The sequence below is a fragment of the Thalassospira sp. CH_XMU1420-2 genome, from assembly GCF_037029325.1.
Taxonomy (GTDB): domain Bacteria; phylum Pseudomonadota; class Alphaproteobacteria; order Rhodospirillales; family Thalassospiraceae; genus Thalassospira; species Thalassospira povalilytica.
The window spans coordinates 34,116-58,453 of the sequence record NZ_JAYMEG010000002.1 but is presented as its reverse complement, the minus strand read 5'-3'; the positions used below and the strand labels follow the sequence as shown (position 1 = coordinate 58,453).

The 24,338-nt window shown below is 54.1% G+C and carries 18 protein-coding genes; 11 read left to right on the top strand and 7 right to left on the bottom strand.

The features are described 5' to 3' along the window. Positions 1-37: 37 nt before the first annotated feature. Complete coding sequence (locus WA429_RS04955) at positions 38-2,620, top strand: response regulator (protein WP_287465833.1); 2,583 nt, start codon at positions 38-40, stop codon at positions 2,618-2,620. Positions 2,621-2,706: 86 nt separating this feature from the next. On the opposite strand, the gene WA429_RS04950 is transcribed toward WA429_RS04955, so the two are convergent. From WA429_RS04950 to WA429_RS04940, 3 genes are all read right to left on the bottom strand, one after another. Further along, positions 2,707-5,724: a response regulator gene (locus WA429_RS04950; protein WP_287465834.1), complete on the bottom strand. Its 3,018-nt coding sequence runs from the start codon at positions 5,722-5,724 to the stop codon at positions 2,707-2,709. A 258-nt stretch (positions 5,725-5,982) separates the two neighbouring features. Continuing rightward, positions 5,983-6,489, bottom strand: coding sequence for a GNAT family N-acetyltransferase (locus tag WA429_RS04945; RefSeq protein ID WP_082817733.1), 507 nt, complete (start codon positions 6,487-6,489; stop codon positions 5,983-5,985). A gap of 23 nt (positions 6,490-6,512) precedes the next feature. After that, complete coding sequence (locus WA429_RS04940) at positions 6,513-7,646, bottom strand: type III PLP-dependent enzyme (protein WP_068517957.1); 1,134 nt, start codon at positions 7,644-7,646, stop codon at positions 6,513-6,515. Positions 7,647-8,243: 597 nt separating this feature from the next. On the opposite strand from WA429_RS04940, the gene WA429_RS04935 reads away from it, so the two are divergent. The 3 genes from WA429_RS04935 to WA429_RS04925 all read left to right on the top strand — a co-directional run bounded on the left by WA429_RS04935 (position 8,244) and on the right by WA429_RS04925 (position 10,571). Beyond that, a complete protein-coding gene (locus WA429_RS04935) occupies positions 8,244-9,470 on the top strand; it encodes an SLC13 family permease (RefSeq protein ID WP_287465835.1) in 1,227 nt (408 codons plus the stop codon). 8 nt (positions 9,471-9,478) lie between these two features. Beyond that, positions 9,479-9,892 carry a DUF3830 family protein gene (locus WA429_RS04930; RefSeq protein WP_250284250.1) on the top strand — a complete coding sequence of 138 codons (414 nt, stop codon included), beginning with the start codon at positions 9,479-9,481 and terminating at the stop codon, positions 9,890-9,892. Between the two features lie 85 nt (positions 9,893-9,977). Then, positions 9,978-10,571, top strand: coding sequence for a DedA family protein (locus WA429_RS04925; protein WP_287465837.1), 594 nt, complete (start codon positions 9,978-9,980; stop codon positions 10,569-10,571). A 60-nt stretch (positions 10,572-10,631) separates the two neighbouring features. On the opposite strand, the gene WA429_RS04920 is transcribed toward WA429_RS04925, so the two are convergent. Further along, positions 10,632-12,278 carry a U32 family peptidase C-terminal domain-containing protein gene (locus WA429_RS04920; protein WP_068517961.1) on the bottom strand — a complete coding sequence of 549 codons (1,647 nt, stop codon included), beginning with the start codon at positions 12,276-12,278 and terminating at the stop codon, positions 10,632-10,634. Between the two features lie 245 nt (positions 12,279-12,523). On the opposite strand from WA429_RS04920, the gene WA429_RS04915 reads away from it, so the two are divergent. From WA429_RS04915 to WA429_RS04905, 3 genes are all read left to right on the top strand, one after another. Further along, positions 12,524-13,030, top strand: a complete 507-nt coding sequence (locus WA429_RS04915) for a MarR family winged helix-turn-helix transcriptional regulator (RefSeq protein WP_228194136.1) — start codon at positions 12,524-12,526, stop codon at positions 13,028-13,030. A gap of 69 nt (positions 13,031-13,099) precedes the next feature. Then, positions 13,100-14,224, top strand: coding sequence for an HlyD family secretion protein (locus WA429_RS04910; RefSeq protein WP_286884618.1), 1,125 nt, complete (start codon positions 13,100-13,102; stop codon positions 14,222-14,224). Beyond that, positions 14,221-15,774 carry a DHA2 family efflux MFS transporter permease subunit gene (locus WA429_RS04905; protein ID WP_287465841.1) on the top strand — a complete coding sequence of 518 codons (1,554 nt, stop codon included), beginning with the start codon at positions 14,221-14,223 and terminating at the stop codon, positions 15,772-15,774. Before WA429_RS04910 ends, WA429_RS04905 begins: the two co-directional genes overlap by 4 nt. A gap of 71 nt (positions 15,775-15,845) precedes the next feature. Here the strand turns inward: WA429_RS04905 and WA429_RS04900 are convergent, their stop codons facing one another. Beyond that, complete coding sequence (locus WA429_RS04900; RefSeq protein WP_287465843.1) at positions 15,846-16,265, bottom strand: acyl-CoA thioesterase; 420 nt, start codon at positions 16,263-16,265, stop codon at positions 15,846-15,848. A 530-nt stretch (positions 16,266-16,795) separates the two neighbouring features. Between WA429_RS04900 and WA429_RS04895 the strand changes: the two genes are divergently transcribed. Genes WA429_RS04895 through WA429_RS04885 form a run of 3 tightly spaced genes read left to right on the top strand, consistent with a single transcriptional unit; the run spans position 16,796 to position 20,764 of the window. Then, entirely contained in the window at positions 16,796-18,160 is a 1,365-nt protein-coding gene (locus tag WA429_RS04895) for an NAD(P)-dependent oxidoreductase (RefSeq protein ID WP_287465844.1), read from the top strand. Positions 18,161-18,184: 24 nt separating this feature from the next. Then, positions 18,185-19,462, top strand: coding sequence for an NAD-dependent dihydropyrimidine dehydrogenase subunit PreA (preA, locus tag WA429_RS04890; protein WP_068517967.1), 1,278 nt, complete (start codon positions 18,185-18,187; stop codon positions 19,460-19,462). A gap of 24 nt (positions 19,463-19,486) precedes the next feature. Next, positions 19,487-20,764, top strand: a complete 1,278-nt coding sequence (locus WA429_RS04885) for a Zn-dependent hydrolase (RefSeq protein ID WP_287465845.1) — start codon at positions 19,487-19,489, stop codon at positions 20,762-20,764. 172 nt (positions 20,765-20,936) lie between these two features. On the opposite strand, the gene WA429_RS04880 is transcribed toward WA429_RS04885, so the two are convergent. Beyond that, positions 20,937-21,776, bottom strand: coding sequence for a substrate-binding periplasmic protein (locus WA429_RS04880; RefSeq protein ID WP_287465847.1), 840 nt, complete (start codon positions 21,774-21,776; stop codon positions 20,937-20,939). A gap of 86 nt (positions 21,777-21,862) precedes the next feature. After that, positions 21,863-22,540 (bottom strand): TetR/AcrR family transcriptional regulator, encoded by a 678-nt coding sequence (locus WA429_RS04875; RefSeq protein ID WP_101247382.1) that lies wholly within the window; start codon positions 22,538-22,540, stop codon positions 21,863-21,865. Positions 22,541-22,995: 455 nt separating this feature from the next. On the opposite strand from WA429_RS04875, the gene WA429_RS04870 reads away from it, so the two are divergent. Beyond that, complete coding sequence (locus WA429_RS04870; RefSeq protein WP_228194129.1) at positions 22,996-24,327, top strand: aspartate aminotransferase family protein; 1,332 nt, start codon at positions 22,996-22,998, stop codon at positions 24,325-24,327. Positions 24,328-24,338 lie beyond the last annotated feature (11 nt).

The window sequence follows — 24,338 nt, the reverse complement described above, 5'->3', positions numbered from 1 at the left end:
AATGTTTCCAGGGTTGTGTTCCTGGGGGAGTTAGTTGATGTCGGAAGATATGAAGCCGGACAAAGCTATGATCAGCGTGTGTGTTGTGATTGTCGCGCTGACTGGTCTGGGCTCATATGTGGTTGGACTTCCCGTTGTGAATGAAGTTCTGGGCGGTTGTGTCGTTCTTCTGACGATACTGGCATTTTACTGTATTTTCCGGAATACGACCCAAAGTGCGGAACGGGAACACAAAGACACACGTTCGGTTTTGCAGCGTGAGCTGGTCGAGTGTATTTACATGCTTCCGGTCCCGGCATTGGCGATTGACAGCAATCATCAAATCATCGGCTGTAACGGTCATCTGCGTGAGATTATCGGGCTTTCAAGCGAAACGATATCAGGGCTGAAACTTGATCTTCCTTCAAACGGAAAAGAAGGCGGGGCGAGCGATCAGGACGACGATGAATGGCCAAACTGGCTGGTTTCGGAACGCCAGTCCCTGAAAATTGGCAGGCACACGATATCGGGAACAGTAATTCTGGTTCCGCTTCGCAGCAGCACGGGCGAGGGGAGCGATGCGCTGGTCATCATCCGGCCGGAAGAAGACCTGGGCAGCATCCGCGAACCTGTTTCGATCGGTGTTCAGGGCAGTTTGAAGCTGAATGATGATGACCGGATGCTGTTGCGTGAACTCAGTCACGACATGCGGTCGCGCTTTCAAAACGCGTCAGGCATTCTTGATCTTGCGGAAATGAGCGCCGTCGGTCCCGATGCCCAACGCTATTTTTCGGGGTTGCAGAAAATATACCGCGAAGCAGCAGACCGCGCAGATTCCGTGATTTCATTTTTTGAACTGGATTTTCAGGTCAAGGAAGGCAGTTACGAGACATTCGGTATCGATGAGCTGTTAAACGATATTTCTTTCGCGCTGGGACAGCGCAAGGATATCGAAGATAACGAAATCCTGTTTGATACCGATCTCAGTGTCGAAAAGGCGATCAAATACCACAAAAAGCTGGTTGCAAAGCTGGTTTGTCATCTTGTTTTGCATGTCATTGGCGGTGAAGTCGGCAAAACGGTGTTGATCCGTGTTCGAATGACCGACAGTGAGGACAAACTCCCCGAACTCAGTGTCGAAGTATTGACCAAAGACAAGATTGGTGGTGGGGCGTCCGGCGGAATTCACCTGGATCTCGAAATTGCCCGGCGTATCGCCCCGGCGATTGGTGGTGAATTGTTCCTTGATCATCAAAATCTGGAAATGACGGGTCTTCATTTCCAGGCAAGTGTCGAAGGGATTGACAGTTTCAGATCCGGCTTTGTTGTCCCGGCACATCTTAAAAACCTTCAGGCACTTATTGTTGATGATAATGAGACATCCCGAACCGTGTTTGAGCAGCTGACATCTGCACTTGGCTGGACGGTTGATGTTGCGGCGTCAGGCGAAGCAGCAATGCATATGATCCGGTTCAAACAAGGCATGCGGGAGTCATATGACGTCATTCTGATTGATTGGCGCATGCCTGGTATGGATGGCTGGCAAACCAGCGAGGAAATCAGAAAGCTTCAGAATGGTGGCAAGGTGCCGATCATTGTTATGATATCCGCCCATAACCGGACATTCCTGTCCAAAAATATCCAGGACCGCGGGCGGGTGTTGAATGGCTTCCTGACCAAACCGGTGACACTCAGCATGTTGCTTGACGCGGTTGCCGATGCAACAGCCCATGTCCAGGAGCCAGTGACGGAAGGTGAAAATCCTGGAACCAGCGCCGAACCGCTGTCGGGCAATACGGTACTGATCGTTGATGACAACCAGATGCACCGCGAAGTCGCCAAGGAATTCATGATCCGCAATGGTGCACAAGTCTATACGGCGTCGGGCGGTTATGAAGCGATCAGCAAAGTGCAGAATTACCGCGACGAGATCGATATCGTTCTGATGGATGTGCAAATGCCTGACCTGAACGGGTTTGATGCGGTCAAACGTATCCGCGAACTGGGCTATCAGGATATCCCGGTCCTGATGATGACAGCCAACAGCACATCCGAACTTCATCACAGAAGCCTTCAATCGGGTGCCAACGAAGTGGTGATCAAGCCGTTTGTAATGCGCGAAATTGTCATGGCCATGTCCAAATATGTTGGCAGGGCCCGGCAATTCAGGAACACAGATAAAAACGCCAGACATTCGGTAGAGGCATGGAAGGTTGGTCGGGATCTTGGTTTCAATGCTGATGTGATCGAACAGCGCTTTGACGGACAATCGTCAACCTACGTCAATTCGCTCAAGACATTCGTCCGTGATGCAAAACGGTTGACCCACAAACTTGAAATCGATCATGGACGCAAGGTCTGGGAAGACATCGTGCGTGAAACGACTGCGCTGGGTGGATTGCTGTCTGTGGTCGGGGCGGTGGAAGATTCCCTTAAATTCAAACAGCATGCCGAGATGCTGCAAAAAATACAGAAGGGCGAAACTGTCGGGCCAGCCAATATCGACAATGCCTTGCAGGATGTTGGTCGCGGGCTGGTTGATTTGCTCAATACCCGGATCGCGGCAACCGAACAGTTCCTTGAACAGTTGGAAGAAGAAGCGGGCGATGAAGGGGACAATGAAGGGGGCAAAGAGGCCTGAATATCAGGCCGTCTGATCGTCCCCTTCTGTCAATTCATTCCACTTCATTCCCTGCATTCCCTGTATTCCCCGGGGCGGCGATTATCCTAGTTGGATGTTTCGTCGCCCTTGGTAGCAAGGATCGCCAGCGTCTCGTCCAGAACACGGTCAAATTCGTCCAGCATTGCCGCAACCTTTTCGATCTCTCCGTTATGGGTCAGTCGTTCCATTTCGGCCGACATTTTTGAAATCCGGGTTGCTGCGACCTGCGACGATGACCCCTTCATGATATGAAGCTGCTCGCTCAGGGTTTTGGTTTCGTTATCCTTGATCGCCTGATGGATCTGCGTCTGGCAGTCGCGTGCTTGCGGGTCATAGAGTTTGCACAGGCGATGATACAGATCGACACTTCCTGCTGTCAGTTCGATTGCAAGCTTTTCCTCATGCAGCGGGAAGTCATCCCATGCCGATCCCGTCGCCTGTTGAGCCGGAATGGCAGGGGCATCGGCGGGACTGCTGTCGGCTGACTGCACCGTTTCGTCAGCCGGTTTCGGGGCTGGGTTGCTTCTGTTTGATTTTGAGCCGACCCGCACATGTTTCAGGATTTTGGACACAATCAGTTCGAAATCAAAAGGCTTGCCGACAAAGTCATTCATGCCCGCTTCGCGGCATTTATGCTGTTCATTTTCCAGAACGCCAGCCGTCAGTGCGATGATCGGCAAATCAAGATCGGGATAGGATGAGCGCAGGCGTTCCGTTGCCTCAAGCCCGGTCATTTCGGGCATCTGCACATCCATCAGGACGATATCAAATGAATGTTTTTCGACTGCCGCAACGGCCTTGATGCCATTATCCGCAATATGGACCTTGGCGCCCAACGAGGTCAGCAAATCCTTTGCCACCTGCTGGTTCACAATATTGTCCTCGGCCACCAGAATATTAAGTCCGGCCAGGGCATTGTCGGTGATCTTATAGGCCGGGGCACAGCCCGGACGGATTGCCGCACTGGCATCGCTGACGGATGTAATCGCATCCATGAATGATGATCCGGTTACCGGCTTGGTCAGCAATTCGTATTTTTCGGCATTTTTAGTTTGCGACAAAAGATCGCGCTCATAGGCCGTGACCATGATGATTGCCGGCATTTTTTCAAGCTTGTCGGCCGGAATGCGTTCAATGGTCTCAAGGCCATTCAGCCCGGGCATCTGCCAGTCAATCATCAGGATGTCATAGGGCACTTTGGCATTAAGCAGCATTTCAATCGCTGTTTGTCCGTCCGGTGCGGTGTCGGCCTTGACATAAAGCGAATGGGCAATGGTCTGAAGCGCTTCGCGGGTTGGTTCCTGATCATCGACGATCAGAACTCGCAGATTGTCGACTTTTTCGAAATAAAGTGGCGGTGCAATGTCATTGGGACCTACCCGCAGCGGTATTTTCAACGTGAAGGTCGATCCGCGTCCCGGGCTGCTGCGCAGGGTAATTTCACCCCCCATCGCAGTTGCCAGCCGGTTGGAAATCGCAAGTCCAAGCCCGGTTCCGCCATATTTGCGTGTTGTTGACGCATCGGCTTGGGTGAACGGGTTGAATATCGTGGCTTGCTGATTTTCGGGAATGCCGATTCCGGTATCCGTGACCTGGAAACACAGGATCGGTTCGGGTGCATGTTCCTTGTGAACATCAAGGCGCACGGTTCCGGCATCGGTGAATTTGATCGCATTGCTGATCAGATTGACCAGAATTTGTTGCAGGCGCTGGGAATCCCCGATGATCGAACGTGGCACATCGGGGGCGACATCAATCACCGCTTCGATGGCCTTGTCATTGACCGACATCGACATGATCGACCCGACATTGTCGATCACATCGGGCAGGACAAAGGGTTCCTGATCCAGAACAAGTTCATTGGCCTCGATCTTCGAGAATGTCAGGATTTCGTCAATCACCCCCAACAGGAATTTGCCCGAAAGCCCGATCTGGCGAACATATTCACTTTGTTGCTGTTCAAGCGGGGTGCGTTTCAAAAGCTGCGTCAGCCCGAAAATCGCATTCATCGGGGTTCGGATTTCGTGGCTCATATTGGCCAGGAAGTCATCCTTGATCCGTGCCAGTTTTTCGGCGTCATTACGCGCGATTTCAAGTTCGCTGTTAATGGTTTGCAGCTTCTTGTTATAGCGCTGTGTGGCCAGTGCCCGCAGGTTGATCGTCCAAAGAATGCCGATCATGAACACCAGCAAAATCACCGATGCAATGGTGATACCGGTCGAAAATACGTTCCAGTATTGCATCGCATAGTCATAGGGACGCGACGTGGAAATCACCAATGTGTCGTGAAAGACCCGCTCGGCAACACCAAACCGGGCCTGACCGGTAAAGACATTGGAATAGACATTGGCAACGACCCGCTCGGACGAGTTGGCAACATCGGTATAAATCTCGGCATCGGCCATCGATTTCGAGATCATCTCGTCCTTTGCCGGTTTGCGTGCAACCAGATTGAAATTGCGGTCCAGCAGGGTGACATAATCGACCGGGATTGTTGATTTGGCAATGCGGTCAATCATCGTACCCGGATCGATCACAGTCGAAATCACACCGACCAATTGGCCGTATGGGTTGCGGATAGCCCGCGCGAATGAAAGTTGCCAACGGCCATCAACAAGGTTCTTGACCGGCCCTGACAGGAACCGCGGTGCATCACCGCCATCAAGGAAATATTTGACGTAATCACGCCCGGATAAATCGACATCGGGTGCCGGGAAACTGCGCGATGAATGGATGATGCGGCCATTTATGTCGGTCACACCGAACACGCGGACAATATCGAGTGCGTCGGCGGCCTGCTTGAGCAGAAGATGCTTTTCGCGTGCCGAGTACCGTTCGTCATAAATGATGCTGCCAAGCGCGGTCAGGGTGGTTTCCACCCCGATCATTTGTTCTTCGACCTGACTGGCATAGCCATCAAGGAGATTTGTCAATGATCGCAGTTCGCGCTGCTCGGCATTTTCACTTAGCGGGAAATGCACATAATAGTTGAATCCGAGAACCAGAAGGGTGATTGCCGCTGCAGCAAGGGTGACGGGCATGCTGCTGCGACGGAGGAGTGCCTGTTTCAAACCTTCAAGCATAAAGTCATCCCGGGTCATTCGTGTTTCAAAAGCGAAAGCATCAGTTCGGCTTAGGATCAACGCATTACAGGTCGTGTGTGGGGTCTCAACTTGCAATGCAATTGCAAAAATCTTCTCTGTGCAACCAGAACGTCCACTATGAATTGTCAGTAGATTTAAGACAAGACTGTTTTGTTTTTCAGTAGTTTGCAAGTGAACAGGCACAAAAAAATCCCGCAGCATTTGCCGCGGGATTTTGAAGTTTTATTCTGGCTTGCCTTAGTGGGTACGCTGGCCTGTGGCATAAAGCATGCCGTGCGTGCCGCTCAGGACGTCTTCATTGCCAAGATTGATCGCCTGGAACCGGTGTCGATCAAAATGGCCGGGCATCAAAAGCCCGTTGGCGGGGGCTGCCTGGAAGCCAAAGCGCGCGTAATAGTCCGGGTCTCCGACCAGAAGAACCGAACGGTGACCGGCCGATTGCGCAGCGTTAAGGGCTGCATAAACCAGACCGGCACCAACGCCCGATCCGCTATAGATCTTTTCGACCGCAAGCGGACCCAGCAACAGCGCGCTACCGCCGTTGCCCGCATTGACATTCCACAACCGGACAGTGCCGATCAGTTGTTTGCCGTCGTGGGCGACAAACGCAAGACCGTCCGCCGGAAGCCGATCACGGCGCAGGATTTCAGACGATTTCTGAAACCGCGCCGGACCCATGACGCGATCAAGCAGCTTTTCACGTTCGACGTGGTCAAAGCGGCCTTCGCGATCAATCGTGATCACTGATCTGTCTTTCCCGAATAGGGTCAGATGATATAGGCGGTCAGCGGCGAGAAGCCGTTAAACGCCACAGATGCATAAGTGGTGGTATAGGCGCCGGTTGCTTCGATCAGAACCTCGTCACCGATGGTCAGTGCGACCGGAAGGTCATAAGGTTTTTTCTCGTAAAGCACGTCGGCAGAGTCACAGGTCGGACCGGCCAAAACGCAGGGAGCAACATCGCCACCGTCATGAATGGTCGTGATCGGGTAACGGATTGCTTCGTCCATGGTTTCGGCAAGGCCACCGAATTTACCGATATCAAGGTAAACCCAGCGCACCGGATCATCTTCGTGTTTGCGCGAAATCAGCACAACCTCGGCTTTGATCACGCCCGCATCACCAACCATGCCACGGCCCGGTTCGATAATGGTTTCGGGCATGTGATTGCCAAAGTGGGTGTGAAGCGCGTCAATGATCGCCGAGCCATAAGCTTCGGTCGCCGGAACGTCACGCAGGTAACGGGTCGGGAAACCCCCACCCATATTGACCATGCGCAGAACGATGCCTTTGTCAGCCAGGGTACGGAAGATCGAAGATGCTTCTGCCAATGCGGTGTTCCAGGCGTCAAGGTTGCACTGCTGCGACCCGACATGGAACGACACGCCATAGGCATCCAGACCCATGTGATGAGCATGTTCAAGAACTTCGAGCGCCATCGAAGGCGCGCAACCGAATTTGCGCGACAGCGGCCATTCTGCGCCAACGCCATCGGTCAGGATGCGGCAGAACACACGCGATGCCGGTGCAACACGGGCAATTTTTTCGACTTCTTCGACGCAATCAACGGCGAACAGGCGAACACCCATTTCATAAGCGCGCGCAATGTCGCGTTCTTTTTTGATGGTGTTGCCAAACGAAATACGGTCCGGGGTGGCACCAGCGGCCATCGCCATTTCGATTTCGGGCACGGATGCGGTGTCGAAGTTGCTGCCAAGATCGGCAAGCAGGCTCAGAACTTCCGGGGCCGGGTTTGCTTTGACCGCATAGAAAATGCGGGAGTCAGGAAGCGCACGGGTAAAGGTCTCGTAGTTGCGCTGAACAACATCAAGATCCACAACAAGGCACGGGCCTTCCGGTCGGTTCTGTGCGAGAAAATCAATAATACGCTGAGTTGCCATTGGGGCGTTCTCCCATTCCACGAATATGGCAGCGTGCATGTACCTGATGCGTATGAGCGCGGTGGAGGCGCGTGACGCGGACTACCTGCGTGCTGATAAGCTCCGGGGCCAACCGGAACTGCGAAGTTAAGTCTGCCTCGCTATGGAATGGGATTTCCCGTTCCGCACGTGGGCAATGATGGTGTGCCTCTTTAGTGTCGGTGGATTTGGACGCCACCTGAGACCAAAAAAGCCCTACACCGTCGTTGCTTTAAGTAAGTCCTACGGGTTCCAGTAAGCAGGACCACCACAGGCACGTGCGACTTTGGGCAAGGCGGGATTTACGCCTGTTGCTTTCCCGGCGCAAGTGAAATTTTCATCCCTTTTGTCCTGAAACAATCGCAGGATCGTCGAAGAACATATGCCGCAACGCAAAAAATGGCTCAAAAGGCCGTGTTTTTACCAGGCCGGGGTATGAGTTAACGCATTTTGGTATGGGGCATTGCAATTTGTGCATATCCTGTCACCCGATTGATCGTGTCCCGGGACCGGTTTGACGATACATATCGCTTTGAATTGCGCACGCGTCGCGCATCAATTTGAACAGGACGGCCTGGTGTGGACTGGTTGATTATTGCTGTATTCGGGGGAGTCTATTTCGGCATGGCGCTGGGGCGCTGGCCGGGACTTGCGATCAATCGTACCGGCATTGCCGTGATCGGGGCGCTGATCCTGTTGCTGGCCGGGGCGATTGATGGTGATCAGGCCCTTGCCGCGGTGGATTTTGCCACCCTGTCGGTTTTGCTGACCCTGATGGTGTTGTCATCGCAATATGCCGCCAGCGGCTTTTTTGACTGGATCGGGGATCGCATCATTCATCTTGATCTGACGCCGCGCGGGTTGCTTGCCGGTGTGATCATGGTATGTGGCGGCCTGTCAGCCGTGATGACCAATGATGTGGTGGTCTGGGCGGTCACACCGATTCTGATTGCCGGGGTGGTGGCACGCGGTCTTGATCCCAAACCGTTTGTGATTGCGGTTGCCTGTGCGGCCAATGCCGGATCGGCCGCGACCCTGATCGGCAATCCGCAAAACCTGATGATTGCCGAATTCGGCCAGCTTGATTTCATGGCCTTTCTGCTGGCCTGCGGGGTGCCGGCGCTGATCGGGCTTGTGGTGGTTTATCTGGTGCTGGTTTACGGGCCGGCCACGCGCGACCTGTTGCGCTTTGCCAATCCCGGGCCTCGTATCGATGCGGATCAAAAAATTACCCTGGATCGTGCCATGCTGACCAAGGCGGTGGTGGCAACGATTGCGGTGATCCTGATCTTTGTCTTTGTCGAAGAACGCGCACTTTGGTGTTTGCTGATTGTTGCGATGCTGTTGCTCAGTCGCAAGCTGGGCACCGATCAGGTTTTGGGGCGTGTCGACTGGCATTTGCTGGCGCTGTTTTGCGGCCTGTTCATTGTCACCGGCGCGATGTCGGGCGATGACGTGATTGCCGGTTTCTTTCGCGATCTGCTGATTGGTCTTCGGGTTGATCAACCCGCCGTCCTGCTTGGCGTGTCGCTGGCGGGATCCAATACCATCGGCAATGTGCCGCTGGTGATGATGTTGCTTTCCCTTGGGCCTGACTGGTCGCAAAGCATGTTGCATGCCCTGGCGGTTTTCAGCACATTGTCGGGTAATTTTCTGATTGTCGGCTCGGTTGCCAATATCATTGCTGTTGAACAGGCTGCCAAGGCCGGCACGGTGATTTCCTTTGCCGATTACGCCCGCATCGGCGTGCCCGTCACCCTGATCAGTCTGGGGATGGCGCTGGGCTGGATATTATTGATTGCGTAGGACCAAACATGACCAAGATTAAAATCACCGCTGGCCCGTTTACCTTTGACGGTGTGCTTGAAACCGCCAAGGCCCCTGAAACCTGCAAGGCGTTTCTTGAACGCATGCCGTTCGAAAGCAAAGCCGTCCATGTGCGCTGGAGCGGCGAGGGCGTCTGGATGCCGCTTGGCGATTACCAGTTTGGTGTTGGCTATGAAAACCACACCAGCTTCCCGGCACCGGGCCAGATCATCCTGTATCCCGGCGGCATCAGCGAAACCGAAATCCTGCTGGCCTATGGCGGGGTTCATTTCGCCTCAAAGGTTGGTCAGCTTGCCGGTAACCATTTCATCACCGTGACCAGCAATCTTGAAGACCTTGAAAAGCTCGGCAAGATGACGCTTTGGGAAGGGGCGCAACCGATCCGGTTTGAACTGGCCTAAAGATATACTGTGAACCGGCACACTCGCCTCTTGAAGCCGATTGACCTAGAAGGCTTCCAATCTTCATCATTCAGGCGGGAAAGCCGTGTTCGAGACAATCAATCTGTGGATTCAGGATCACCAGCAGCTGGTCTATAGCCTGATCTTTACCTATTGCGTGAGCAAGGCCAGCATTCTGCCGGTTTTTGTCGGTGTGTTTGTGGTGTCTGAAAGCCTGCTTTTGGGGCCATCCATGATCGCGATGATTTCCGGGTCTGTGGCCGGTGATCTTTTGCGGTTCTGGCTGGGGCGCAAATATGGCGATGTGATTGTCCGCAAAATGCCCGACGCCCTTTCGAAATGGATGGGCAAGACATTGCGCCTGTTCGAACATTATGGTGTCGCCTATATCCTTTTGTGTCGGTATCCCAACACCATCCGATCGATCAGCGTATTTCCGGTCGGCATGAGTTCGATGTCATTCATGCGGTTCCTGCCGCTTAGCATCGCATCGATCCTGATCTGGATCGGGATCTATTTTGCTCTGGGTTATGTGCTGGGCGAAGGGATGTCGGAACTGCTTGAACGCAATCTGACGCTGTTAAGTCCGATCTTGCTGATTGTGTTCCTCGGGCTTGGATGGTTCGGGCTTAAACGCATCGACAAGCTTGAACAGCAGGCCGAAAAGGCGATCAAATAATCAAACAAAAACGGCAGCCCGATGGGACTGCCGTTTTTCATGTTTGGATATCAGGGCTGCTTATTCAGCAGCAATCGTCTTGCCGTCTTTTTCCAGCATCTCGCCCTGTTTGCGTTTGGCAAGGATTTCACGCGCCTTGGCATAGGTCGGGTCGTGCCAGAAGATCAGGCAACCGTTACATCCTCGGCCACAGCACCCCTTGGTGCCAACGCGCGGGGTGCGGAACGAACGTTCTTTCTGGCGGTCATCAAGGGCGGTCTGAAGCGCTTCGCGTTTGGCGTCATAGCGGTCTTCGTTGCCTTTGCCCATCTCGATCTTGTGGCCTTCCTGATCAAGTTTCAGGCGTTGCCATTCATCCTCAGACAGGGCCTTTTCCTTGCGCACGATGGTCATCGGAAGCACTTCACGACGCAGGAATTCCGGGTCTTCCTGTTCAAACAGGCTGAACGGAAGACGGATGCGCGGATGGGTGTTGGCATGAACCGCTTCGCCGACCTTGCCGGTTTTGGCGTCGATGAATTCATACATGCGGATGAAAATGGTCTGGCGTGACCGCGGCGGGACGATTTCAATCACGTCACCGGGCAACATGCGGTTTTTAACCGACATGATAAAGGCGTCGTCTTCGACTTCCTCGATCATTCCGGCAAATTCCCAGTCAGACACGTTGGTGTTGCTGTCATAGCCGTGCGCATAATTGGTCAGACGGCCATCATGGAACGCAAGGGTATAGCCCCGGTTCGGAATAGTCGCCAGTTCCTTCATATATTCTTCGGCAGACCAGTTTTCCGGGTCTTCATACCAGTCATCAATTGCCATGCGGTACGCACGGGCAACCAGACCGGCGTAATAGGGGCTTTTGCCACGGCCTTCGACCTTGAGGCTGTCGACACCGATTTTCAAATAGTCTTCAAGCTTCGGCATGATGCAAAGATCACGCGAATTGAGGATATAGGACCCGCGTTCGTCTTCCTGAATTTCCATCAGTTCGCCCGGACGCATGTCTTCTTCAAGGAAGAAGTCAAACATCTCAAGGTTTTCTTCGGTCAGTTTGAGTTCCTTGACCGTACCGTCCTTAAGCTTCATGTGGACTTTGTATTTCCAGCGGCACGAGTTTGCACACGCCCCCTGGTTGGCACCGCGTTCGGCCATGAAGTTCGACAGAAGGCAACGACCGGAATAGGTCATGCACATCGACCCGTGCACAAATGCCTCGATCTTGATATCGGGGCATTTTTCGCGAATTTCGGTCAGTTCGGCATAGGAAACCTCGCGGCCCAGCACCACAAGCTTGGCGCCGATGCTTTGCCAGAATTTGACCGACTGCCAGGAACAGACATTGGCCTGGGTCGATACATGCAAATCAAGTTCCGGAGCATGTTCGCGCACAAACATGAACACACCCGGATCGGCCACGATCAGGCCATCGGGCATGCATTTGCGCACGGTGTCGACATATTCCGGAAGTTTGTCGATATCCTTGTTATGCGAAAACAGGTTCAGCGTCAGATAGACGCGAACACCGTGGCTGTGGGCAAATTCAATGCCTTCGACCACGTCTTCAAGCGACATCTGGCTTTTGACCCGCAATGACAGATCGGGTGTGCCCATGTAAACGGCGTCTGCACCATAGAGCACAGCCACTTTCAGTTTTTCGAGCGAACCTGCTGGCATCAGCAATTCGGAACGGCGCGATTGATCACTCATCACTTGCGGGTCTTTTCTATTTGGTCGTCTGCGGGAAATCTCTCTGGCGCGGCTTCTATCACAGCCTGCTGCCTGTGCCGATTAAAATCGCATATTTGCCCCTGCTTGCATAGAGACCCGTGATGATCAGCAGCCATGTCATTGCCGCAGGGCGGGGATGATAGCAACTGACTTGAAGTCATCAAGGTGATATAGTATATATTGCTTATTATATATCAACCATGCGACTTTGACAGAGTTGGCAGATGCCAAAATTCACAGATCCCAAACAGAATATCGGCTTTTTGATGAAGGACGTGACCCGTCTGATGCGGCGCAATTTCATGCGTCACGCGGACGAGTTCGGCCTGACCCAGGCCCAGATGCAGGCGCTTGTCTATGTCGCGCGTGGCGAAGGCATGCGTCAGGTTGCCTTGGCGGAAATGCTTGAAATCCAGCCGATTACAGCCGCACGCCTGATTGACAAGCTTGTCGAGGAAGGGCTGGTCGAACGCCGGCCCGATCCCGATGACCGGCGCGCCTTTCAGCTTTATGTGACCGATGCGGCCAAACCGCTGCTTGATCGCATTTATGTGGTTGCGGCTGCGGCGCGCGAAGATGCCATGACCGGGATCACCCCGGATATGCAGCAGATGCTGATTTCTGTTCTGGGCCGGATGCATGACAACCTGACCGCTGTCGAACAGGGCAGCAAGCATACCGACACCGACGCGCCAACCGACCCAAAGCCAGCCGGCTCAAAGACCGCATAAATCAAGGCCCCGAAAATCATGTCAGATCAAAATCAGAATGCTGCCCCGTCGGCGGCGAACGAAAATCCTGTGTCAAAACCAAGAAAACGCTGGTTGCGTCCGGTGCTGTTGCTGGCCGGGCCGCTTGCCGTGGTGGTGGGTGGGGCTTACTGGTATTATACCGGCGGGCGGTTTGTCAGCACCGAGAATGCCTATGTCCATGCCGACATGGTGGCCATCGCCCCGGAAATTGACGGACCGGTCAGTGAAATTCTGGTCGATGAAAACCAGCAGGTCCACAAGGGCGACGTGCTGTTTCGCATTGATCCGCGCCCCTATCAGATCGCGGTTGAACGCGCCCATGCCAATCTGAATGCGATCAAACAGGAAGTCGACGCCCTGCGCCACAGCTATGACGAACTGGCAGGCAGCCTTGAACTGGCCAAGATCAATCTCGATTACGCCCAGAAGAAATTTGATCGGCAGCAGGCGCTGCGCAAAAGCAATGTGGCATCACAAGCAGCCCTTGACGAAGCCCAGAACAACCTTCTGGCCGCCAAGCAACGCATTGTCCTTAATCAGCGGGCGATGAAAACCACCCTGTCAAAGCTGGGCGGGGATGCCGATACCCCGATTGAAGATCTGCCGCAATATCAGCAGGCGAAATTTGATCTGGCCCGTGCCGAGCTTGATCTGAAACACACCGAAATCATTGCACCGTTTAATGGTGTGCTGAGCAACAAGCCCGAAGAAGGCGCCTATGTCAAAGCCGGTTCGGCGATGGCAAGTCTGGTTTCAAGCGACGTTCAATGGATTGACGCCAATTTCAAGGAAGTCGAACTGACCCATCTTGAACCCGGGCAGGAAGCCGACATCAAGGTGGATGCCTATCCCGATCATGTCTGGCACGGGGTTGTGCATTCCGTAGCACCGGCGACCGGGGCGGAATTTTCCGTGATCCCGGCGCAGAATGCGACCGGCAACTGGGTCAAGGTGGTGCAGCGCGTTCCGGTGCGCATCGCAATCAATCGTGATGATGATTTGCCGCCGCTGCGCGCCGGCATGAGCACCGAAGTCGAGATTGACACCCATCACCAGCGCGAAGTCCCGGCATTTGCCGCCACCATGATGTCATGGATTGGCATCAATCAGGCCGAAGCCGGAACTGAAACCGGAACCGGAACCGGTCATACGATGCCCGGGGCCGCACAATGAGTGCTGCCGCCACGGCGGCCAGCGAGACAACGCCGCTTGAACGCGGTCTGACCACCGTTTCGATCATGCTTGCAACCATCATGCAGGCACTCGACACCACCATTGCCAACGTTGCCTTGCCCCATATGCAGGGCAGCATGGCCGCGACCCAGGATCAGATTTCCTGGGTACTGACATCCTATATTGTGGCGGCTGCGATCATGACGCCGCCGACCGGTTTTCTGGCCGCGCGCTTTGGCCGCAAGAAGCTGTTTCTGGTCTCTGTTACCGGCTTTACCATTGCCTCCATGCTATGCGGGGCGGCGGTGTCGCTTGAAGAAATGGTGGCGTTCCGTCTGTTGCAGGGCGCGTTTGGGGCGGGGCTTGTGCCGCTGTCACAGGCGGTGTTGCTGGATACCTACCCCAAGGAAAAGCATGGCTCGGCCATGGCGATGTGGGGGATGGGGGTGATGTTGGGGCCGATTTTGGGTCCGACGCTGGGCGGCTATCTGACCGAATTTTATAACTGGCGCTGGGTGTTTTACATCAACCTTCCCATCGGGTTGATGGCGCTGTTTGGCATCATGGCCTTTGTGCCCGAAACCGATAAAAGACCCGGTTTGTCATTCGACTGGTTCGGCTTTGCATTGCTGAGCCTGTCGATCGGTGCGCTTCAGATGATGCTGGATCGCGGCGAAAGCCAGAACTGGTTTTCATCGTGGGAAATCATCATTGAAACGGCGCTGGCGGCGGTGTGCCTTTATATGTTCATCGTCCATATGTTCACCGCAAAGAACCCGTTCCTTGAACCGGGTCTGTTTGCTGACCGGAACTTTGTCGTCGGGCTGTTTTTCATCTTTGTGGTTGGCGTGGTGTTGCTGGCGACTTTGGCATTGTTGCCGCCATTTTTGCAAAACCTGATGGGATATCCGGTGGTAACCGCGGGCATGTTGCTGGCGCCGCGCGGGGTGGGCACCATGATTGCCATGATGATGGTCGGGCGACTGGTCGGGCGGATTGATACCCGGCTTCTGATCCTGTTTGGTCTGTTTATGACGGCCTTGTCACTATATGAGATGATCGGATTTACCACCGATGTCAGCGAGTTCGTGATTATCCGGACCGGCATCATTCAGGGGATCGGGCTTGGCTTCATTTTCGTGCCGCTCAGCACGATTACCTTTGCGACCCTGAACCCGCATTACCGGACCGAAGGCACGGCGATGTTCAGCCTGATGCGCAATATCGGATCAAGCATCGGCATTTCGGTCATGACCACCATGCTGACTCAGAATACCCAGGTGGTGCATGCAAGTCTGGCCGAAAAGCTGACACCGTTCCGCATGGCCCTGCAAAGCCCGTGGCTGCCCGATCTTTGGGACTGGGACACACAGACCGGGGCGGTGATGCTTAATAAGGTTGTCACCGCACAGGCCAGCACGATTGCCTATCTCAATGATTTTCAGGCGATGATGTGGATCGTGATCGGGGTGGTGCCGTTGCTGTTGCTGATGCAGGGGCCAAAACGGGCCAAGCCATCCGAGGACGAACATATGGAAGTCATGGAATAGCGTTCCCGACATTCCAAAAACAAAACGCCCGCAAGCAATGGTTTTCGGGCGTTTTTATTGTTCGGACTGGTTCAGGCGGTTGGTGTTTCGGGTTCCGGATCAATCGGGCGCGGCCGACCGTCTTCATCAAGTGCGACAAAGGTAAACACGCCTTCGGTGACTTTTTCCGATGTTTCTTCAAACCGGGTCTGGCGCCAGGCTTCGACATTGATGCGAAGCGATGTACGGCCTTCATGGATGATTTCGGTAAAGAATGAAACTTCATCCCCGACATGGACCGGGCGCAGGAACGACATGGTATCGACAAAGACCGTGGCGGTTCTGCCCTTGGCGCGGCGTGCGGCCGCGGTCCCGGCCGCCAGGTCCATCTGCGACATCAGCCAGCCGCCAAAGATATCGCCGCTCGGATTGGTGTCCGATGGCATGGCAACGGCCCGAACCGATGGTTGACGATCGGGAAGGGTGTCCGTGGCAGTTTCGTTTGATGTCATCACGCGCGATCCGAAATGGGCTTATGACATAACGTTACTTTAGTTCATCGGATTAAAGCCAGCGTAAAATATCGCCAAATCAATGTGATGGCGGATGTTTGAGAGCAGCAAGAAATCCAAGTGCCAGCTGGTTGAAGATGGCGGTTTCCGTGGGGAAATCAGCCGTTTTGACGCAGGAATAACAATTCGGATTTTTAATCTTGACCAAATGATCAGGATTGGACATGCTGTAACCGTCAGAGAGAGGCATCTGTACGTGTAATCAACCGGGGATAACCCCGAAATCATAACCGCACGACAGATTAGATACTGGGAAACAGTTCAGCATTTGCTGAACGGATACGCCAAGAATGTTCAGAACAGAAAGACCCAGAGTTGGTCGGGCCCGCCCCGTCCGCGCACGCCATAATTCCATCTTCAATCCCGATACGGGATTACCGTGCCGATAACGGTCAGACTGTTTTTGCATTCTTGTTTTGTCTCTCGACGACATCAGGAGAGGACGCCTTTTTGGCAGGGAGACAAAACCAATGACCACCTTGCAGGCCAAGCAAGTTTCCAAATCCGGTGCCCATCATGGCGGCATCGGCCACAATGACGCAGATGACGGTTTTTCCGATCTGCATCCGCCATATTCCACCCTTCAGGCAATGGCAGAAAGCAACCGCTGTCTTTATTGCTATGACGCGCCTTGTGTCACCGCATGCCCGACATCGATTGATATCCCGACCTTCATCCGCAAAATCAGCACCGGCAACCCGGATGGTGCGGCAAAGACCATTTTGTCAGCCAATATCATGGGCGGCACCTGTGCCCGTGCCTGTCCGACCGAAGTGCTGTGCGAAGAGGCCTGCGTACGTAACGTCGCCGAAGACACGGCTGTTGAAATCGGAAGTTTGCAACGTTTTGCCGTTGATCATTTGATGGCGCGCGATCTGCCCCATCCGTTCAAGCGTGCGCCTGAAACCGGCAAATCGATTGCCGTAATCGGGGCCGGTCCGGCGGGGCTTTCATGCGCGCATCGCGCGGCGATGCTGGGCCATAATGTCACGGTGTTTGAGGCCAAGGCAAAACCGGGCGGTCTGAACGAATATGGTTTGGCCGCCTATAAGATGACCAATGACTTTGCCCAGCGCGAAGTTGAATTCCTGCTTGGCATCGGTGGTATTCGCATCGAATACAACAAGGCACTTGGCCGCGATATCAGCATCGAGGCGCTGAAAGATTCCTATGACGCCGTGTTTGTCGGTGTCGGTCTTGGATCGACCAACAATCTTGGCCTTAAGGGCGAAGAATTCCCGGGCATTGATGACGCCATCAGCTTTATCGAAAAGCTTCGTCAGACCGAACCGAAAACCGACATGCCGGTTGGTGACAAGGTGATTGTCATTGGCGGCGGTAACACCGCAATCGATGCCGCGGTTCAGGCCAAGCGCCTTGGGGCAGATGAAGTAACCCTGGTGTATCGCCGTGGTGCCGAAAATATGTCGGCCACCGAATTCGAACAGGATCTGGCGAAAACCAATGGTGTGGTTGTCCGCTATTGGGCAAAGCCGGTCGCGATCAAGGCCAATGGCAAGCTGATTGGCATGGAGTTCGAAAAAACCGAACTTGATGCCAGTGGCAAGCTGGTTGGCACCGGCGAAACTTTCGAAGTGCGCGCCGATCAGATTTTGAAAGCCATCGGACAAAAAATCAAAACCGATGACCTTGCCGGAATGGAGATCGCCGGCGGCAAAATCGTGGTCGATGAAAACTATCAGACAACAGCCCCGGGCGTGTTCGCCGGTGGGGACTGCATCAAAAGCGGCGAAGACCTGACGGTTCAGTCGGTCGAGGACGGCAAACAGGCCGCCATTGCCATTGATGCATTCCTGAAATCCGCCAGCGCATAACCGCCAGTCAAAGGGAGAGAGAAAATGGCTGATCTAAGCTGCAAAATCGCCGGGATTGATTCGCTAAACCCGTTCTGGCTGGCATCTGCACCGCCGACCGACAAAAAATACAACGTCGTTCGCGCCTTTGAAGCTGGCTGGGGCGGGGTTGTCTGGAAGACGCTGGGCATTGATCCGCCCGTGGTCAACGTATCGTCGCGCTATGGTGCCCATCATGACCAGAACCGTCGGTTGCTTGGCATCAACAATATCGAACTGATTTCCGATCGTCCGTTGTCGGTGAACCTTCAGGAAATCCGTGAATGCCGTGCGGAATATCCCGATCACGTCATTATCGGATCTATGATGGCCCCGATCGAAGAACGCGCCTGGAAGGACCTTGCCCAGCAGATCGCCGAAAGCGGCGTGCATGGGATCGAACTTAACCTTGGTTGCCCGCATGGCATGTGCGAACGCGGCATGGGTTCGGCGATCGGGCAGGTGCCGGAAATGGTCGAACAGGTCACACGCTGGGTCAAGGATGCGGTCGATATCCCGGTCTTTACCAAGCTGACACCCAATATCACCAATATCCTGTGGTCGGCCGAGGCCGCCTATAAGGGCGGGGCGGATGCGGTATCACTGATTAACACCGTTAACTCGATCATTTCGGTCGATATCGATCAGATGGTCCCAGAACCGATGGTCGATGGCAAGGGAACGCATGGCGGGTATTGCGGGTCGGCGGTCAAGCCGATTGCACTGAACATGGTGGCCGAAATTGCCCGCACGCCGGAAACGAAGAACCTTCACATTTCCGGTATCGGCGGCATCACCACCTGGAAAGATGCGGTTGAATTCATGGCGCTGGGCTCCAACGCGGTTCAGGTTTGTACCGCTGCCATGATCTATGGTTTCCGCGTGGTTGATGATCTGATCGACGGCATGAGCCAGTGGATGGATGACAAGGGTTACACCAGTGTTGAACAGTTCACCCGTGCCGCCGTGCCGCAGGTGGCGAACTGGAACGAGTTGAACATGAACTTTGACACCAAAGCCGTGATCAACCCCGATAACTGCATCGAATGCGGTCGTTGCCACATCGCATGTGAGGATACCTCACATCAGGCGATCACCATGACCAACAAGCCCGAAGGCGGCCGCCTGTTTGAAGTGGTCGATGAGGAATGTGTTGGCTGCAACCTTTGCTATCACATTTGTCCGGTGCCCGATTGCATCACCATGGAGCCGGTCAAAACCGACAAGCCGCCCATGACCTGGCCGGAACACCCGTTGAACCCGATGCGCCTTGCCGCGGAATAAGCCACCAACCAAAAGGACTGAATAATGACTCTTCAACCCAGTGTCCGAAATCTGTCAATTGATGGTGACCGCCTTTGGGACAGCCTGATGGAAATGGCCAAGATCGGCAAAACCGCAAAGGATGGCGTGTGCCGTCTGGCGTTGACCGATCTTGACCGCGAAAGCCGCGATCTGTTCATCAAATGGTGCAAGGCCGAGGGATGCTCGATCCGGATCGACAAGATGGGCAATATCTTTGCCCGTCGCGAAGGCCGCAATCCCGATCTTCCGCCAGTGGTGATGGGAAGCCATCTTGATAGCCAGCCGACCGGCGGCAAATATGATGGTGTTTATGGCGTGCTTTCGGGGCTTGAAGTGATCCGTGCGCTTAATGAAGCCAAATACGAAACCGAAGCCCCGCTAGAAGTCGTGTGCTGGACAAATGAGGAAGGCTCACGTTTTGCCCCGGCGATGGTGTCCTCGGGCGTTTTTGCCAAGGTGTTTGACCTTGAATACGGTCATTCACGGGCTGACGTCGATGGCAAAACCATGGGCGAGGAACTGAAACGGATCGGCTATATGGGCCCGGACGAGCCGACCATTGATGCCCATCCGATGGGGGCCTATTTCGAAGCCCATATCGAACAGGGCCCGATCCTTGAAGATGAAGGCAAGGATATCGGTATTGTCACCGATGCCCAGGGGCAGCGCTGGTACGAAATCAAATTCACCGGTGTCGAAGCCCATGCCGGTCCGACCCCGATGAAAACACGCAAGGATGCGCTTCTTGGGGCGGCCCGTGTGATCGATCTGGTCAACAAGATCGGTCTGGATCGATCGCCGTTGGCCTGTGCCACGGTGGGCATGATGCAGATCCATCCGAATTCCCGCAATGTCATCCCGGGCGAGGTCTTCTTTACCGTCGATTTCCGTCATCCCGATGATGCGGTTCTGGCCGATATGGACAAGGCCCTTCGCGAAGGAGTGGAAAAGATCGCCGCTGACATCGGCCTGAAAACCGAGCTGGAGCAGATTTTCTATTATGCCCCGGTGCCGTTTGATCCGTCCTGTGTCGATGCGGTGCGCAAGGGCGCGGAACTTGGCGGGTTCTCGGCCCGCGAAATCGTATCGGGGGCGGGGCATGATGCCTGCTATCTCGCACAGGTCTGCCCGACTGCGATGATCTTTATCCCGTGCGTGGACGGGATTTCGCATAACGAAATCGAAGAAGTCCATAAACACTGGTCGGATGCCGGTGGTCAGGTTTTGCTGCATGCGGTTCTGGCCAAGGCCGATGAAACCGTGATGCAGAAATCGGACTAGGCATCGATCCGTCACAAACGGTCACACAATCAAAGCGGGCACTGACCATGCAGTGTGCCGGGGCGGGGCAGGGTATCTTGCCCCGCTTTTTTGTTTGTGGCGCTTTCGGGAAGTTTGGTTGTCGCGGTTCGCGGGTATTGCCGTGATTGCAGCGGGCCTTTGCCGATGTGCGTCAGGTCCCGCTTTCCTTGTCATTGGCAAGTTTGTGCAGATGTGCCGATGTCATGCTGGCAAGGGTGCCGCTTTCTTCAAGTTCGGTAATCAGCAGATTGATGGCGGCAATATCGTCAAGACACGGGGCTGTGCGCGAAAACATCAGTCTTACGTCATTGCGCACCAGCGGCGGTTCGACGGCAAAAACTTCGTTTTCAAGTTTGTCGCGATAGATATTGGTCAACCCGTCATAGCGGCCCAGCAACACATAGGTCACCCGTTCGGTCAAAAGAACATCGAAAATCTTGTTGCCGGTTGGCGAATAGATCATGTCGAGATGATCGCGCGCATAGGTATCGACGAAGTCGCCATAACTGCCCCCCTGCGGGCGGGCACCACGCCGATTTACCAGATCCTCGATCCCGGAAAAGGCAAATTGCCGGTCCTTGTGCTGAAAGACCATGACCTCGTCATAGGCAAACGGGATGCTGTATCGGAAAAGGTCATTGCGTTCTTCGGTGAAATAGGCCCCGGCAATGACATCAAGTTCGCCTTTTTCAAGCATCTGCAAGGACCGGGTCCAGGGAATATCAAGATGCAATTCAAGACGAAAGCCATGCTTGCGGGCATATTCCTGAAGGATGTCGATCCCAAGCCCGACCTGTCGCCCGTCCTTGTCGATATAGGTAACGGGTTCCCAGCCATCCGCCCCGCCGACCGAAATGCTTTTGCATTCATCGCTGGCAGACACGCCTTGTGCATTGGCGCGATCATCGACCGACGCAAGCAGTAATCCAGATGTCAGCAATGCAGCAAACACGTTAGAGACGATGCGCACGCTGTGCGTGATGCGTATCATTTCCGGCCTCAGGCGATAACAGTGACCCAGTTTCTTAAGGTTTGATTTTATATTAGGGAATGCAACTATCCGAAGGAAGGGGAATATCAGTTAAGTCCGACGCCCTTTAGAATAATTCTAACAACATTTTCCTTGGCCTCGGCGAATTGTTGTTCGCTAAGTGGCTGGTTGTCGTTGAATATCTCGATCTGGCGACCAAAGTCCGCATAATGCTGCGTGGTGGCAAAGATCATATACATCAGCGAATAGGGTTCGATGTCATCCATCTTGCCTTCGGCAATCCAGCCGCGGATCACGCCGACACGGGTATCCAGCCAGTCCTTGACCGTAGTGGAAATATAGTCCGACGAGAATTTGGCACCACGAATGATTTCGTGGGCCCAAAGCCGCGACCCATAAGGCCGGGCACGCGACAGATCCATCTTGGCTTCGATATAGCCGCGCAGGATCACCGCCGGGTCGGCACTGTTGTCAAAGGTCATTGCCGCTTCAAGCCAGTGGTCACAGACATCTTCCATGATCCGGCGATAAAGGGCCTCCTTGGTGCTGAAATAATAATGCACGTTGGCTTTTGGAACTTTGGCGATTTCGGCGATGCGGGCAGTGGTCGCCCCCTTGAAGCCGTAATCGGCAAAAACCCGTTCGGCAGCGGCCAGAATTTGTTCTTCGTTTTCCTGCCTGATTGCGGCCTTGTGTGCCCCGTTTGCTGCGGGTTTCGCACCAAACTGATTGTCCTGTTTAGAGCCGCTTTTAACTGAGGTCATTCATGCTCTCTGATTTGTGTCATTTATCTTGACCGTTTGGTCAGGTTAAAATAACCTCTACCATAAATATGCAAAAGAAACTTTTTTATGCGCGTCGTTCTTGATTGCGGTCAAGAGTCGGTTTTGTCCGAAATATCGAACAGCACCGGTGAAAGATAAACAGAAAATAGACGCCGTAAATAAAAATCAGGGTCGCTGAAATGGTGTTTGACGGTCGAATATTCGAAACAATTCCCCGGTGGTGTTAAAGCTCTAGTGCATGGGCGTGTCTCATGCTAACGATTTTTGCGTGCCTGTGAAACGGGCCGTTCCGGGTGTTGAATGTGCGACATATTGGTCACTTGATCGGACCTGCCAGACGATGCCGGAATGAAAGATGTCAGATGCCGGAAATAGGGGTGCCCGCCACCCGACCGGTGTCAGGGAAGCAATAAAAAAGGTACGGGAGACCTTTTATGACAGCCACCACGAAAATCAGCCGTCCAAACGATCTTTCGGCGTTCTGGATGCCGTTTACGGCCAATCGCCAGTTCAAGCAGACCCCGCGCATGTTGGTTTCTGCCGATGGCATGTATTACAAAACCGATGATAATCGCGACATTCTTGACGGGACTGCGGGGCTTTGGTGCTGCAATGCCGGTCACAAGCGTCCGAAAATCGTCGAAGCCGTCAAGGCACAGATGGACGAACTGGATTATGCCCCGGCATTCCAGATGGGCCATCCCAAGGCGTTCGAGCTTGCAAGCCGTCTGGCGCAGCTCATGCCCGGCGACCTGAACCATGTTTTCTATACCAATTCGGGTTCTGAATCGGTTGAAACCGCGCTCAAGATCGCGCTTGCCTATCACCGTGCACGCGGCGATGGCCAGCGCACCCGCCTGATCGGTCGCGAACGCGGCTATCACGGTGTTAACTTTGGCGGCATTTCGGTCGGTGGCATTTCGGGCAACCGCAAAACATTTGGCCAGATGCTGGGTGGTGTTGATCATATCCGCCATACCTATTTGCCAGAAGAAAACGGTGTCACCCGTGGCATGCCCGAACATGGTGCGTTCCTGGCCGATGATCTTGAACGCATTTGCGCATTGCATGATCCGTCAACCATTGCTGCTGTGATTGTTGAACCGGTTGCCGGTTCGACCGGCGTTCTGATCCCGCCAAAGGGTTACCTTGAACGTCTGCGCGAAATTTGCACCAAGCACGGCATTCTTCTGATCTTTGATGAAGTCATCACCGGTTTCGGTCGTCTTGGCGCCCCGTTTGCGGTCGACTATTTCGGCGTTCAGCCCGATCTGGTCACGACTGCCAAGGGCCTTACCAACGGGACGATCCCGATGGGGGCGGTGTTCGCGACCGATGCAATCCATGATACCTTCATGACCGGTCCTGAAAACATGATCGAGCTGTTCCATGGCTATACCTATTCGGGCAACCCGGTTGCCTGTGCGGCCGGCCTTGCGACCCTTGAGACCTATGAAGAAGAAGGTCTTTATGAAAAGGGCAAGGAACTTGGCCAGTATTGGGAAGATGCGGTTCACAGCCTGATTGATCTGCCGCGTGTGAAGGATATCCGTAACCTTGGCCTGATCGGTGCGATCGAGCTCGAAGGGATCGACGGTTTCCCGACCAAACGTGCGTTCAGTGCCTTCCTCAAGGCGTTTGAAAAAGGCATCCTGATCCGCACAACCGGCGACATCATTGCGCTTTCTCCGCCGCTGATCATTGAAAAATCACATATCGATCAGCTGTTCGGAACGCTGCGCGAAGTGCTTAAAGAGATCGACTAACATCGATGACT